Raw genomic sequence first — 13,762 nt, forward strand, 5'->3', positions numbered from 1 at the left:
GGAAAGAACTTCGTCCCCTTCGGCGTCGGCCTGGTCGAACTCACCGACGACACCGGCCCGGTCCTGCGCGTCGAAGGACGCCTCACCGAAAACGATCCCGCCAAACTGCAATTCGGCATGGACGTCGAACTCACCATGATCCCCTTTGCTATTGACGAAGACGACCCTGCCAACCCGGTGGAGATTGTCACCTTCGCCTTCCAACCGGTGTAGAGAGGCAGCACCATGAGCAACGATGTAGCCATCATCGGCGTCGGTATCCACCCGTTCGGCCGCTTCGAGGGCAAGTCCGCGATGCAGATGGGGGTGGACGCCATCTTCGCCGCGGTCGCCGACGCCGGCGTGGAATGGAAGGACATCGGCGCCGCCACCGGTGGCAGCTGGACCGTGGCCAACCCGGACGCGATCGTCGGGATGGTGGGGCTTTCCGGCATCCCGTTCACCAATGTGTTCAACGCGTGTGCAACGGCGGCCAGCGCCACCAAGGCCTGCGCCGACGGGATCCGGCTCGGCGACTACGACATCGGCATCGCCGTCGGCCTGGACAAGCACCCCCGTGGCGCGTTCACCGAGGACCCGGCGCTGGTCGGCATGCCCAGTTGGTACGCCGAGAACGGCCAATACCTCACCACCCAGTTCTTCGGCATGAAGGCCAACCGCTACCTGCACGAGCACAACATCTCGCAGCGCACGCTGGCTCGGGTGGCCAACAAGAACTTCCGCAACGGTGCGCTGAATCCGAACGCGTTCCGGCGCAAGCCGATCAGCGAGGACGACATCCTCAACTCGACCATGCTCAACTACCCGTTGACCCAGTACATGTTCTGCGCCCCCGACGAAGGCGCGGCCGCAGTGGTGATGTGCCGGGCCGACATCGCCCACCGCTACACCGACAAGCCCGTCTACCTCAAGGCCGTCGAGGTCCGCACCCGCCGCTACGGCGCGTATGAGGTCAACACCACCTGCGCACCTGTCGAGGAGGACGTGGCGCCGACTGTGTACGCCGCGCGCGCCGCATTCGAAAAGGCCGGGGTGGCACCCGAAGACGTTGACGTCGTGCAATTGCAGGACACTGACGCGGGCGCCGAGATCATTCACATGGCCGAATGTGGCTTCTGCGCCGACGGCGACCAGGAGAAGCTGCTGGCCGACGGCGCCACCGAGATCGGCGGATCACTGCCGGTCAATACCGACGGCGGCCTGATCGCCAACGGCGAGCCGATCGGCGCCTCGGGTCTGCGTCAGATCCACGAGCTGGTGCGCCAGTTGCGCGGCGAGGCCGGCGACCGGCAGGTGCCAGGCAACCCACGCGTCGGCTTCGCCCAGCTCTACGGTGCACCCGGCACCGCCGGCGCCACCGTCTTGACCCGCTGAGTTTCTAGGAACCGCCATCATGACTGAATATTCCGCTGAACAGTTCAGGGACGCACCGATTTTCGATGCCGACCAGCACATGTACGAAACCGGTGATGCGCTGACGAAGTTCCTGCCCGAGCAGTACAGCCGCGCGGTGCAATACGCCCAGTTCGGCAGGCAAACCCGGGTGGTGATCAACAACCGCGTCACCGACTTCATCCCGAACCCGACGTTCGAGCGCGTAGCCGCCCCCGGCGCACACGAGAAGTTCTTCGCCGGCGAGAACACCGAGGGGCTGACCCTGCGTGAGATGCAGGGCAAAGCCATCGACGCTCCCGCAGCCACCCGCAACCCCGAGGACCGTGTCGCCGAACTCGACCGGCAGGGCGTGACCGAGGCGCTCAACTACCCCACCCTCGGCAGCCTCGTCGAGCACTCCAGCGCCGACGACCCGGCACTCACCCTGGCGATCGTGCACGCCCTCAACGAGTGGATCCTCGAACACTGGGGCTTCAACCATGCCGACCGGGTGTTCTCCACGCCGATCATCAATCTGTCCGAAGTCGATGCGGCACAACGGGAACTGGAGTGGATCCTCGATCACGGCGGCAAGGTCGCGTTGATCAAACCCGGCCCGGTCAACGGCCTGCACGGCTGGCGCTCGCCCGCACTGCCGGAATTCGACCCGTTCTGGCGTGACGTCGAGGCCGCCGGTCTGCCCATCGTCCTGCACGCCAGCTATCCCCCGCTCGATGACTACGTCAACAAGTGGGAACCGCCACACACCCAGAACTTCATGGCGCAGAGCGCATTCCGCTGGATGGTGTTGGGCCACCGCGAGATCGCCGACATGCTGACCGCCCTGATCTGCCACGGCACCCTGACACGGTTCCCGAAGCTACGCATCGCCAGCGTCGAGAACGGCAGCAGCTGGATCTTCCCGCTGTTCCACGATTTCGCCGACCTGTACAAGAAGATGCCGCAGAACTTCCCCGAGCATCCGCACGACGTGTTCCGACGCAACATCTGGGTCAGCCCGTTCTGGGAGGGCTGTGTGTCCGACGTCGTGGAGACGGTCGGTTGGGACAAGGTGCTGTTCGGCTCGGACTACCCACATCCCGAAGGGCTGGCCGAACCGAAAGGTTTCTGGAAGTACGCCGAGGGCATGGATATCCGCCGCACGTACGACTTCATGGGCGACAACGCGCGGCGGTTCATGGGCCTGCCGCTCGCCAACCCCGATCCGGATGCGGTTCGGCCCCCGGCATTGACCGGCGCTTAGCCGAATTTGCCGGGAGATTGCCCCGGCAACAATGCGTCGCCACGAACATTGTTCGGACCCAAAACTGGGCGCACACTCTTTGTATTCAATACAGGTGATTCACAGGCGCCCCAGGCGCGTTCGGTCGCGGGCGTCCGGCCTATGGGGGTGCGGCAATGCCGAACATGACAACGATCACATCAAGCCCGACAAGAACATTCGTGAGGCGAATAGCATCCTATGCAACAGTTTTCGCCGCTGCCGCGATGTTCGTCATCGTGGCACCGAGCGGAATTTCGCAGGCCGAGCCTGGTGTCTGGGACATCGAGGACTTCGACTCCTGCACCGACATCCTCAACGACGGTCTCGACGAATCTCTGCAGGAGAAGATCGACGACACGAAAGGTTGCTGCCGGCACAGCGGCGGGGTGTGGAACGAAGGCCAGCAGAAATGCCAGGCCCCGCCGGCCGAAGCCGGCGGGGCAGGCCGGGTGCCACCAGGCCTCGTGCCCCGCGGCGATCTTCAGGTAGCGCCGCCAGCTCCGCCGCCACCCCTGGTGCCCGTACAGCCTGGCCTGGCGCCGGCCGGCTGAGTGGTCCGGCCCCTCGGCGACCCCGCTACGACGCTTTCGCCTTGGGCGCCGAGTAGTTCGGCTTGCCCAGGCCGAGCACGTGCTGGGCGATCATGTTGCGGAACACCTCGAGGGTGCCGCCGTAGATGCCCACCAGCGGCGCGAAACGGTACACATACTCGCTGCGGTCATCGGCTCCCCCGTCGGCCCCGATCGGCAGTGCGGCAACTGATCCGGCGATGTCCATGAGATCCGGTGCGATATCGCGCATCGTCTGTGCCAGCGCCACCCGACCGAAAATGCTCGGCGAGGACAGCGATGCCTCCAGCCGAGCCACGCTGCGCCCCAGGCGATATGCGACCGATCCATCGTCGACGGCAGCGCGACCGCTGGCATCCGGGGTGCCGACCAGCGCGGCGACATTGTCGGCAGCCTCGGCCATGAAACCGGCCTGGTGCATCATGATCGCCACATCGGCCAGACCGTCGTCGGCAGCCGCGACCGCCCCGTGCTCGGCGTCGAGCGGTTCACGCACCACGGTCCAGCCACCGTTGACATCCCCGAGCCGATACTTGTCGTCGACGCGCACGTCGGAGTAGTAGACGATGTTGGTGCGGTCGCCGTCGACAGTCCGGATGCCCTGGATCTCGATGCCCTCGGCGTCCAGTGGTACCAGAAACATGGTCAGGCTCTTGTGTTTCGGCGCGTCCGGATCGGTGTTGGTGATCAGGAAGACGTACTGGCAGTTGTGTGCGCCGGTAGTGAACATCTTGGAGCCGTTGACCACCCATTGATCGCCGTCGCGCACCGCCCGCGTCTTGCACGTCGCGACGTCTGACCCGCCCTCAGGTTCGGTGTACCCCAGGCACAACCGCACGGTGCCGTCGAACACCCCGCGCAGCACATCGTCACGGATCTCCGGAGAGGCGAACTTCGCGACGGAGCGAGCCACCATCGAGGTGGTCCCCCAGGTCACCCAGGGCACCTCGGCGCGACGCTTCTCCAGCTCCCAGATCCGACGACGGACCCGGGAGAAGCCGCCGTCGGCCTCGGTCTTCCATTCCTTCTCCAGGTACCCGGCGGCCCCCAGGGCCAGGTGCGCACCCTCGTCGAAGTTGTCACCGGTTTCGCGGTCACGCCGGATGACGTCCTCGGTCACCACACCCGCCAGGAATTCGCGCACCTCGGTGCGGAACGCCTCGTCCTCCGCGGACAGTTCGACTGTTGAGAAATCCACGCTTGATCCCCTAAACCTTTGCCGCTTGCCGGCTCTCGCGAGCCGCAACGATCTGAGCAATGTGTACTGCGGTGGCACCCGGATCGCCGCCGGCCAGCGCCCACCCACGGGCCCGCACCAGGTATGCGGTGGCCGCTGCCTCCGCGGACACCCCTAGTCCACCCTGAACGTGTACCGCCATGGTGGCGGCCTTGGCGGCCTCCTCGGCCATGAACACGAATGCCGACGGCGCAAGTTCCGCCCGCTCGTCCGGCTCGTTGTCGAGGAACCATGCCGCCCGACGGGCCAGACCCCGCCCGCTCTGAACCGTGATCGCGATGTTGGCCAACGGGTGTGAAATACCCTGCAGCGTCCCGATCGGCACACCGAGGGTGTACCGGGACTTGGCGAACTCGGCGGCGATCGTCATGGTCTCCTCGACCAGACCTACCAGCGCCGCTGCGGTCAGCAGACGCCATTCATCCAATGCCCGTTGATATTCCGCCAGGGTATCGGCACCGCCGGCCAGCACAACGCGGGTATCTGCGGCGGCCGGGTCCACCCACGCCATCGGGAGCTTGCCGATGTTGTCGACCCGGGCCGGGCGCGAGGAGAAGCTCAACTGCACGATATCGTCGCCGTCGCGGACGACGATGTGGTCGGCGATCGACGCAGTCGGGATGAGCCGCGGCCCGGTAGGTGCGACCTGCGCAGGATCGAGCCCGACGATCTGGGTGCCCTGCACGATCTCCGACGAATCCAACGCTTCGAGCCGGGCCAGCAGGCGCGCCGCCACCACATGGTCGATCCACGGCACGGGAGCCAGCGACCGCCCGAGTTCCTCGGCCACCAGGGTCAGGTCCACCAGGGTCGCTCCGTCACCCCCGACGGACTCCGGCAGAGCCATGGTGGTGGCGCCCATGGCGCACAACCGCTCCCACAGACTCTTGTCGAAGCCCGACGGTTCGGCCGCACGCACGGTCTCGATATCGGAGTGCGTCTTGAAGAACTGCCGGTACGCGGTCTGCAGGTCGACGTGGTCCTCGCTGAGGCTGTAGTCCAGCCTGCGAAGTTCGTAGCGGTCCATCAGCTCTCCTGATTCTCGCCGAAGAAGAACTCCGCGGCATTGTTGTAGAGGTAGTTGTCCAGCACATCGGCCGGCAGGTCCAGCGCCAGCGCCTCGGGGACCACGCGTTGCATGCGCAACACGGGGAAATCCGAGGCGAAGATGACCTTGCCCTTCCCTCGGGTCCGCATGAAGTGCAGCAACGACTCCGGCAGCCGCTTGGGCGACCAGGCCGACGTCATGAGCCGCAAGTTCTGGTACTTGATCAGCATGCGGATTGCGATGTCCCACCACGGATCTGCTCCATGGATCATGCACAGCTTCAATTCCGGGAACCGGACACACACGCGGTCGAGGTGGATCGGATTCTGAACTTCGCCAGGGATCGGCGGACCGGGCAGGCCGGTGTTGACGCACAACGGCAATTCGAGTTCGGCACACCTGGTGTACAGCGGGTAGTACACCGCGTCGCTCGGTGGGTACTGCCCATCTCCCCAGAAGCTCGGCCCGACAACGGTATAGGCCACCGGCAGGTCCGCCGCGACGGCGGCAAGTTCACGCAACGACGGGATGGGCCGCAGCAGGTTCACGCCACCCATCGCCAGTGCGAACCGGTCGGGCTGAGCCTCCACGAACTTCCGCGCTGTCACCGATGGCTTGGCCAGCGAATCCATCAGGATGGCCTTCTGCACCCCGTGGGTGTCCATCTCGTCGAGCATCTCCGACAGGTCGACGGGGTCGTACATCGACTGCGGGCCCTTGAAGTAATCGTCGCGCACCTTTTTCATGAAGGTGGGCTGGTTCTCGGTCTCGCCGAAATGCACGTTGGCCAGACAGTCGATCACTCGATTCTCACTGCGTGTCATGCGCTTGTCTCCGCCTGTTCCGAGGCCAGGCTCTTGGCCCAGCGATAGTCGGCCTTACCGTTGCCGAGTCTTCGGACCTCCTCGACGAACAGCACATCCTTGGGCAGTTTGAAGCGGGCCAGCCGGGTCGCACAGTGTTCCCGCAGGGCGGTCGCATCTACACCCCCGCGGATCGACACCACTGCGATGACTTCTTCGCCCCACCGCTCGCTGGGGCGGCCCACCGCCAGCGCGTCGATGACCTGCGGGTGTGCGCGCAGCACTTCTTCGATCTCCTCGACGAACACCTTCTCGCCACCGGTGTTGACCACCAACGAATCCCGGCCGAACAAGCGCAGGGTGCCGTCGGACTCCAACGAGGCGCGGTCACCCGAGACCACCACCCGCTCACCGGCCACCTCGGGGAAGGTCTTCACCGTCGCCGCCTCGTCGTTGAAATAGCCGAGCGGGATCCGGCCGTTGCGCGCCGCCCAGCCCACCTCCGCGTCACCGGGGTCCAGCAAGCGGGAGTAGTCGTCTGCCAGCACCAGACCGCCGGCCCGCAGCTGGAAGGTTTCGGCAGTCGTCGTTTCCCGCTGCGTGTGACCGAACCCCATGTTGCCGGTTTCCGAGGAACCGAATCCGTTGATGACGGTGATCTGCGGGATGTGTTCCAGCAGTGCGCGTTGATGTTTCGGATTGGTGGCCGCGCCGCCCGTACCGATCGCGAACATCGATGACAAGTCGTACGAATGCCGGCCCAATTCCTCGACGATCGGCCCGGCGTAGGCGTCCCCGACCATCGTCATCAGCCCGATCTTCTCCCGTTGCGCGGTTTCGAGCACCGTGCGCGGGTCGAACCGAGACTTGGTGTCGTGCAACACCACAGTCAGACCGGACAGCAGCCCGGAGAACGCTGTCCACATCCCGGCGGCATGCATCAACGGCGATACCGCAAACCAGGGCGCACCCCCGTTGGCCACCTTGTCGTGGATCTCGCTCACCTGATCGTGGTCGGCGCCGTTCATCGACGACACGTAGATGTCGCCCTGGCGCCACATGACACCCTTGGGACGCCCGGTCGTACCACCCGTGCAGACCATCAGCACGTCATCAGGGGACGGGGTGACGCGTTGGTCGGTATCTCCCTGGGCCAGCGCATCTTCCAGGGTCACCGAACCCGGCAGCTCGGCACCCTCGCCGTCGTCGATCGAGATGAGCAATTCGGCCTGCAGCGCTTCATCCCCCAATACAGAAGCGAACCTCGCACCCAGGGAGCGGTGGTAGATCACCGCACGGGGCTTGAGGTAGGCCAGCAGGTCGGCCACCTCGCCGGGTGAGTAGTAGTAGTTGACGTTCACCGGGACCGTGCGCGCCTTGAGACAGCCGATCACCATCTCGGGGTACAGGTCGTTGTGCATGACGAGGGCGACCACGTCCTGACCGCATTCCCAGCGGTTCAGTTCCCGACGTTCCCGATGCGCACCCAACCCGCGCGACGCCAGGAAGTTCGCCAGCCGGCGGGTCAGATCAGATCCTTGCGCGAAGGTGGTGCGGCGACCGCCGCACACCGTCATCTCCCGGTCGGGTACCGCCTCGGCGATCGCGTCGACCACGGCGCCGATGGTCCATTCGCCCATCTCGGCGGCTACGCCGATACCAGGCCGGCGACCCCGGGCGCGGTGCGCGCCGGATCACCGAGGAGTTCGAGTGCATTGTCGCGCATGACTTTCCGGGTGTCCTCGAGGCTGAACTCGGGAAACTGTGGGATGTCCGCGGTGAAGGTGGTCGGGTCGGCCAGGCCCTCTCCGTGCGGCCAGTCCGAGCCGAACAGGATCTTGTCGACGCCGATGGTGTCGGCGAGCAGCTTCACGTCGTCCTCGTAGTACGGCGCGATCCACACGTTGTTGCGCAGCTGCTCGATCGGATCCTCTTTGAAGTGGTACGGCGCGTTGTTGGCCGCCTTCTTCAGCCGCTTGATCAACCGGTAGACGAAGTAGGAGCCGTTCTCGATGCTGACGACCTTGAGCTTGGGATGCCGGGTGAACACCTGGTGCACGATCATCGAGGCCATGGTGTCGTGGATGGCGCGGTCGTCCATGATCACCATGTCGAGCGGATCGCGCTTGCCGAACCCCTTGAATACGCCGCTGCCGCCCCACAACGCCGGCACCGCCATGTACCCGGAATCCGACAGATGGAAGACCACGCCGACACCCGCCTCGGCCAGCCGGGCCCACACCGGGTCATGGCTCGGGTCACCCAGCGACCGCGGCCTGACCTCGCCCGGCACCGGGGCCGGCCGCACACACACCAGCTTGGCGCCGCGGCCGATCACGAACTCGACTTCTTCGACCGCCTTGACCGGATCGGCCAGCGAGATGATCGGTGCGGACACAAAACGCCCGTCGGGTCGGTCGAAGCCCCAGTCCTCGTCCAGCCACAGGTTGAAGGCGTGTACCGAGGCCATGGTGGCGTCGATGTCGTGCTTGAGCCCCTCCTCCACTCCGCAGGCGAAAGTCGGCAGCATGAACACGGTTTCGAGGCGTTGGCGGTCCAGCACCTTCACCCGCGCGTCGCGGTTCTGGTACTCGGGGTGATCGGCCAGGCGGTCGACCTTCATCAGGGAAGCCGGGTCCACCCCTTCGGGGATCTCACCGCGGAACAGCAAGTCCAGGCAGCCCGGTTCGATGATCGGGTCGAACGTCGGGTTGGGGATGAAGTGATTGACCGTTCCGCCGAACATCGCCAGGGTCCGCTTGCCGTCCTGCACCATCTGGACACCGCGGCTCTTGAATTCCTTGGGCAGGTGCCGGGTGAAGGCGTCCACCGGTTCGTAGTAATGGTTGTCGACATCGACGGCCAGGTACGGAAGCCGTTCGGGAGCTTCGGTCATGTCATCAACCTTCTTTCAGGGGCGGGAAATTCGGCGGCCGTTTCTCGAAGAACGCGGTGATGCCCTCGATCAGGTCGGGCCGCACCATGGATTCGTGCATCAGGGTCTCGGCGCGGGCACTCACGTCACGCACATCGTCGTGAGCATCGCCGTACAGCTGGCGCTTGATGACGGCCATCGAGGCCGGTGAGCAGTTGCGGGCCAGATCTTCGGCATATTCGAGCGCCCGGCTCAGCAGATCTTCCGGCGCCACAACCTCTTTCACGAGCCCCAGCTGCGCGGCCTCCTCCGCGAGGAAGGTTCGGCCGCTCAGTAGCAGATCCGCCGCGGCGCCCCACCCGGCCAGTCTCGGAAGGATCCAGGTGATGCCGTACTCCCCGATCAGCCCACGGCGCGGGAAGGCGGTCGCGAATTTCGCACCGGCAGAAGCGAACCGGACATCGCACATCAGCGCATGCGTGAGCCCGATGCCGACACATGCCCCGTTTATCGCGGCGATGACCGGCTTGCTCAGCGTCGTGAGGAAATGCGGGTGGCGTTCGCCGACGATCTTGCTGACATCCGTGTCCTCATTGATGCTGGCGCCCAGATCCTGCATCGCGCCCATGTAGGCGCCGGCGCAGAACCCTCGTCCGCTGCCGGTCAGTACGATCGCCCGGACCGCCGGATCGGCTTCGGCGCGATCGAAACTCGCGTAGACGCCGGCCGAGATGTCCGCACCCCAGGAGTTCAGCCGATCGGGACGGTTGAGGGTGATAACCGCGACCCCGCCGTCGGTGACCTCGTAGAGGACCGCGTCGGTTCCCACACTGTCAGCGACCGTCACGCGCCGATACCTCCCGATGCCACACCAGCCGTTCAGACATACATACTGTATACCTATCGGTAGTGCATTCCGCAAGCCCGGCGCCGACCCTGCGACCTGCGCAAAGGCGGGTCAGGTGTCGATCAAACCGAGCTTGCGATAAGCGGTCTCGATCTGCGTCTTCGCCAGCTCGGGAAGAACAACCTGCGGCGGACGTGAATGCGGGTAGTCCCCGACTGGCAATCCCAACACCGAGGCCGCATATTTGAACGCGCCCGCCCAGTGGGTGAAGTAGTCGGCCCGGCCCGGATAGCAGGTGAACCAGGACCCCATGTCCAAACTGAACTGGTCCAACCCCGACTCCCGGGCGAAATCCATCGCCTCGATGAGTCGGTCGGCATAGACCAGGTCCCAGTACTCGGTGAAGATGCGGCGTTGCGGCGTTTCGTAGAGATAGCCGGCCGTACCCAACTGGGCGGGGCACACGATGCCCTCGCGCAGCCACCCGGCCCGGTACACCGTGGTGTCGCACTCCCAGACCGCCAGATGCGGCGCCAACTCGTGCAGCCGACGGCTCGCCGCGGGCCGGAAGGCGCCCTCCTTGGTGGCGCACACCGCCGGGATCGCCTCGGCGATCCTGGCGCTTTCCTCCGGGGTCAGCACATAGCCCGACGACGGTGAGTTGAACATCCCCAGGGCGATATCGGTGCGATCGGCGATGTAGGAGAAGAACCGCAGAACACCTTCTCCCCCATGGGCTTCCATCATGGGTGTCTGGATGTAGACAATGTCGGCACCTGCCTGCTGGGCGTGCCGCGTCAGCTCCAGACAGTCCTTGGCCGACGTGGCGGCGGTGCAGGCCTGCACGACGACATTCGGGTTGGCCCGGCGCCCCACCTCGATCGCCACTTCGAGCAGCTGCTTGCGCTCGGCGAGGGTCAAGGCCCAGAACTCGGCCAGACCGCTGGTGCACCACAACATCTGGTGACCGAGGTCGGCGACGCAGTAGCGCACCAGGTGCCGGTAGACCTCCCAGTCGATGTCGTCGCCATCGGTTCCGCAGAACGGGGTGTAGAGCGAGTCACCGATTCCGCGCAGTGCTGAGCGAGCCCAGTCCCGCGCTTCGGCTGCCGTTGCCATACCGCCCCCTAGATGAAGTCCGATCCGCCGTCCACGTTGACGTTGGCCCCGGTCATGTACGAGTTCCGCTTGGACGCCAAAAATGCTGCGACGGGTCCGATTTCACCAGGGAGCCCGGCCCGCGGCAGGTGGGCGGGATGTCCGAAATGCTCATCGATGGCCGCCATCAACGCGTACGGATCGTCGCCGTCGACGCCCACCGTGTCGGCCCAGCCTCGCAGCGCTTCCGACGAGATGCTGCCCGGCGAGACCACGTTGACCATGATCTCGTCCTTGGCCAACGACAGCGACAGGTTCTTGGACACGCTGTTCACGGCCGCCTTGGCCGCCGTGTAGGCCGGCAACCGGGTGCTCTGCCGCTGGACGGAATGGGCCGAGAAGTTGACGATGCGCGCCCATTCCGCGCTGCGCAGCAACGGCAGGGCTGCCCGCACGCAGCGCACCATGCCCATCAGGCCGGCGTCGAACGCCTCCTGCCACTGCTCGTCCGTCAGCTCCTCGAAGTTGCCCGCGGCCCCCGGTCCGACGGTGTTGATCAACGCGTTGAGCTCACCCCAGCGGTCGCCCACCTCGGCGAAGGCCCGCTCGACCTGAGTGCTGTCGGAGGTGTCGGCGACGATCGCCACCGCCTCAGGAGATCCCAACCGCGCCAGCTCCGTTGCTGCCGCGTCGAGTACGTCCCGGGAACGCCCGACGATCGCGATCCGGGCGCCGTCCTCGGCCAGGCACTGTGCCGTCGCGAAGCCCATCCCGCGGCCACCACCGACGACGACGGTGGCCGCACCTGCGAATCCGAGATCCATCGGATCGTCAGGAACCGGTCCAGTTCGGAGCGCGCTTCTCCGCGAATGCCGTCGCCCCTTCGATGGCGTCCTTGGACGTGAAGACCGGAGTGATCAATTCGCCCTGGTTCTTCCACATGTCCGCTTCGGACCACTCGGCGGATTTGACGATGATTTCCTTGGTCACCGCGACCGCCAGCGGACCGTTGGCGGTGATCCGCTCGGCCAACTCGATGGCGCCGTCCAGGGCTTCACCGGGTTCGGTGAGCTTGTTGACGAAGCCCCACGCCGACGCCTCCTCGGCGGTGAAATTGTCACCGGTGAGCGCCAACTCGAGAGCCTTCTGGTACGGAATGCGCTTGGGCAGCCGCAGCAGGCCACCACCGGCGGCCACCAGTCCACGCTTGACCTCGGGGATACCGAACTTGGCCGCGCGCGAGGCCACGATCAGATCCGTGGCCAGGACGATCTCGGTCCCACCGGCCAGCGCGTAGCCCTCGACCGCGGCGATCAGCGGCTTGCGCGGCGGCTGCTCGGTGAACCCGATCCCGCGGCCGGGAACGTGCGGAAGCTCGCCGGTCGCGAATGCCTTGAGATCCATACCGGCGCAGAAGTTGCCCCCGGCGCCGGTGATGATGCCCACCGACAGTTCAGGAGTGCCGTCCAGTTCGTCCACGGCGTCGGCCAGCCCTTGGGCCACCGCAAGGTTGAACGCGTTGCGCGCCTCCGGACGATTGATCGTGATGATGAGGGTTCGACCCCTACGCTCCCGCAGAACTACTTCCGACACCAACTGCCCCTTCGCTCGCGGTCCAATAACCCGGAAAAGCCTACTATAGGGATTACAGTACAAAGCTGGAACCCCGCCCACCGCCCCCGAGCGACGCCTCGGCGCAACTGGTGGACAGCAGCAATGGAGAGGCTACCGGTAAGGTTGACGGCGACAAGACCCCGCGACACGCGCACATAGGCGCAGTTCAGGTGGCGGCCGGCGGTAAATTCACCTGCAATTGATCCGCGGCACAGGGACGGCTTGAGCAGAATCGATTTCGATGGAGGTGCCCGCAGTGGCAAAGCAACCGACCGCTGAGAAACGTCAACGGCGCGAACGCGGGTCCATCAATCCCGACGACATCATCAAGGGCGCATTCCAACTCGCCGAGCAGGTGTCGATCGACAACCTCAGCATGCCGCTACTGGGCAAACATCTGGGCGTCGGCGTCACGAGCATTTACTGGTACTTCCGCAAGAAGGACGACCTACTCAACGCGATGACCGACCGCGCACTCCGCGAGTTCGTGGTCGCCACCCCTTACGTCGAAGCCAAGGATTGGCGCGAGTCGTTGGCCAACCATGCCAGGACCATGCGAAAAGCCTTCATGGGTAACCCGATTCTGTGTGATCTCATTCTCATTCGCTCGGCCCTGAGCCCGCGGGCCGCGCGCCTGGGCGTGCAGGAGATGGAGACCGCCATCTCCGGCCTGGTCGAGGCCGGGCTACCGGTCGAAGATGCCTTCGACACGTATTCAGCCGTCTCGGTGCACGTCCGCGGCTCGGTTGTGCTGCACCGCCTGTACGAGAAGAACCGGGCCAACGACAACGCACCCGGCGATTACGAAGAGACCATGGTCATCGATCCGGAAGTGACCCCGCTGCTGGCAAAGGTCACCAGCGAGGGGCATCGCATCGGGGCGGCCGACGAGAAGAACTTCGAGTACGGCCTGGAGTGCATCCTCGACCACGCGGCCGCACGGATCGCAAAAGCTCCGGCGACCAAGACGAAGCGCAAGTAGGCGCAACGTCCACCTGACCCGAAGTCGCGC

The 13,762-nt window shown here is 65.3% G+C and carries 13 protein-coding genes and 1 pseudogene; 5 read left to right on the forward strand and 9 right to left on the reverse strand.

Annotated elements, in window-relative coordinates; translation table 11 throughout:
• The 4 genes and pseudogenes from AB0I14_RS08995 to AB0I14_RS09010 all read left to right on the forward strand — a co-directional run.
• Positions 1-213, forward strand: a pseudogene (locus AB0I14_RS08995) (DNA-binding protein); the annotation flags it as partial.
• Between the two features lie 12 nt (positions 214-225).
• The gene (locus AB0I14_RS09000; protein ID WP_358019116.1) at positions 226-1,374 is read left to right on the forward strand and encodes a thiolase family protein; all 1,149 of its coding nucleotides are present in this window, start codon (positions 226-228) and stop codon (positions 1,372-1,374) included.
• Positions 1,375-1,393: 19 nt separating this feature from the next.
• Positions 1,394-2,638 carry an amidohydrolase family protein gene (locus AB0I14_RS09005; RefSeq protein ID WP_358019119.1) on the forward strand — a complete coding sequence of 415 codons (1,245 nt, stop codon included), beginning with the start codon at positions 1,394-1,396 and terminating at the stop codon, positions 2,636-2,638.
• Between the two features lie 200 nt (positions 2,639-2,838).
• The gene (locus AB0I14_RS09010) at positions 2,839-3,210 is read left to right on the forward strand and encodes a hypothetical protein (RefSeq protein ID WP_358019122.1); all 372 of its coding nucleotides are present in this window, start codon (positions 2,839-2,841) and stop codon (positions 3,208-3,210) included.
• 25 nt (positions 3,211-3,235) lie between these two features.
• Here AB0I14_RS09010 and AB0I14_RS09015 read toward each other — a convergent pair whose 3' ends face one another.
• The 9 genes from AB0I14_RS09015 to AB0I14_RS09055 all read right to left on the reverse strand — a co-directional run bounded on the left by AB0I14_RS09015 (position 3,236) and on the right by AB0I14_RS09055 (position 12,729).
• On the reverse strand, positions 3,236-4,426 hold the full coding sequence (locus AB0I14_RS09015; RefSeq protein ID WP_358019125.1) for an acyl-CoA dehydrogenase family protein: 1,191 nt from the start codon (positions 4,424-4,426) through the stop codon (positions 3,236-3,238).
• Positions 4,427-4,436: 10 nt separating this feature from the next.
• Entirely contained in the window at positions 4,437-5,492 is a 1,056-nt protein-coding gene (locus AB0I14_RS09020; RefSeq protein WP_358019128.1) for an acyl-CoA dehydrogenase family protein, read from the reverse strand.
• Entirely contained in the window at positions 5,492-6,337 is an 846-nt protein-coding gene (locus tag AB0I14_RS09025) for an amidohydrolase family protein (protein ID WP_358019131.1), read from the reverse strand. The genes AB0I14_RS09020 and AB0I14_RS09025 overlap by 1 nt, the downstream gene beginning before the upstream one ends.
• On the reverse strand, positions 6,334-7,956 hold the full coding sequence (locus AB0I14_RS09030; RefSeq protein WP_358019134.1) for an acyl-CoA synthetase: 1,623 nt from the start codon (positions 7,954-7,956) through the stop codon (positions 6,334-6,336). The genes AB0I14_RS09025 and AB0I14_RS09030 overlap by 4 nt, the downstream gene beginning before the upstream one ends.
• Before the next feature lie 8 nt (positions 7,957-7,964).
• A complete protein-coding gene (locus AB0I14_RS09035) occupies positions 7,965-9,212 on the reverse strand; it encodes an amidohydrolase family protein (RefSeq protein WP_358019137.1) in 1,248 nt (415 codons plus the stop codon).
• A 4-nt stretch (positions 9,213-9,216) separates the two neighbouring features.
• On the reverse strand, positions 9,217-10,038 hold the full coding sequence (locus tag AB0I14_RS09040) for an enoyl-CoA hydratase (protein ID WP_358019140.1): 822 nt from the start codon (positions 10,036-10,038) through the stop codon (positions 9,217-9,219).
• Between the two features lie 111 nt (positions 10,039-10,149).
• Complete coding sequence (locus tag AB0I14_RS09045) at positions 10,150-11,157, reverse strand: dihydrodipicolinate synthase family protein (RefSeq protein ID WP_358019143.1); 1,008 nt, start codon at positions 11,155-11,157, stop codon at positions 10,150-10,152.
• A gap of 8 nt (positions 11,158-11,165) precedes the next feature.
• The gene (locus AB0I14_RS09050; protein WP_358019146.1) at positions 11,166-11,960 is read right to left on the reverse strand and encodes an SDR family oxidoreductase; all 795 of its coding nucleotides are present in this window, start codon (positions 11,958-11,960) and stop codon (positions 11,166-11,168) included.
• A gap of 7 nt (positions 11,961-11,967) precedes the next feature.
• Positions 11,968-12,729 carry a crotonase/enoyl-CoA hydratase family protein gene (locus AB0I14_RS09055; RefSeq protein WP_358019149.1) on the reverse strand — a complete coding sequence of 254 codons (762 nt, stop codon included), beginning with the start codon at positions 12,727-12,729 and terminating at the stop codon, positions 11,968-11,970.
• 262 nt (positions 12,730-12,991) lie between these two features.
• Between AB0I14_RS09055 and AB0I14_RS09060 the strand changes: the two genes are divergently transcribed.
• On the forward strand, positions 12,992-13,732 hold the full coding sequence (locus AB0I14_RS09060) for a TetR/AcrR family transcriptional regulator (protein WP_358019152.1): 741 nt from the start codon (positions 12,992-12,994) through the stop codon (positions 13,730-13,732).
• The last annotated feature ends 30 nt before the right edge of the window (positions 13,733-13,762 follow it).

Source organism: Mycobacterium sp. NPDC050441 (genome assembly GCF_040655355.1).
GTDB lineage: Bacteria > Actinomycetota > Actinomycetes > Mycobacteriales > Mycobacteriaceae > Mycobacterium.

Coding starts and splice junctions, on each gene's coding strand:
- AB0I14_RS09000 (WP_358019116.1), top strand. CDS start 226: ATGAGCAACGATGTAGCCATCATCGGCGTCGGTATCCACCCGTTCGGC.
- AB0I14_RS09035 (WP_358019137.1), bottom strand. CDS start 9,212: ATGACCGAAGCTCCCGAACGGCTTCCGTACCTGGCCGTCGATGTCGAC.
- AB0I14_RS09050 (WP_358019146.1), bottom strand. CDS start 11,960: ATGGATCTCGGATTCGCAGGTGCGGCCACCGTCGTCGTCGGTGGTGGC.
- AB0I14_RS09020 (WP_358019128.1), bottom strand. CDS start 5,492: ATGGACCGCTACGAACTTCGCAGGCTGGACTACAGCCTCAGCGAGGAC.
- AB0I14_RS09030 (WP_358019134.1), bottom strand. CDS start 7,956: ATGGGCGAATGGACCATCGGCGCCGTGGTCGACGCGATCGCCGAGGCG.
- AB0I14_RS09045 (WP_358019143.1), bottom strand. CDS start 11,157: ATGGCAACGGCAGCCGAAGCGCGGGACTGGGCTCGCTCAGCACTGCGC.
- AB0I14_RS09005 (WP_358019119.1), top strand. CDS start 1,394: ATGACTGAATATTCCGCTGAACAGTTCAGGGACGCACCGATTTTCGAT.
- AB0I14_RS09025 (WP_358019131.1), bottom strand. CDS start 6,337: ATGACACGCAGTGAGAATCGAGTGATCGACTGTCTGGCCAACGTGCAT.
- AB0I14_RS09060 (WP_358019152.1), top strand. CDS start 12,992: ATGGAGGTGCCCGCAGTGGCAAAGCAACCGACCGCTGAGAAACGTCAA.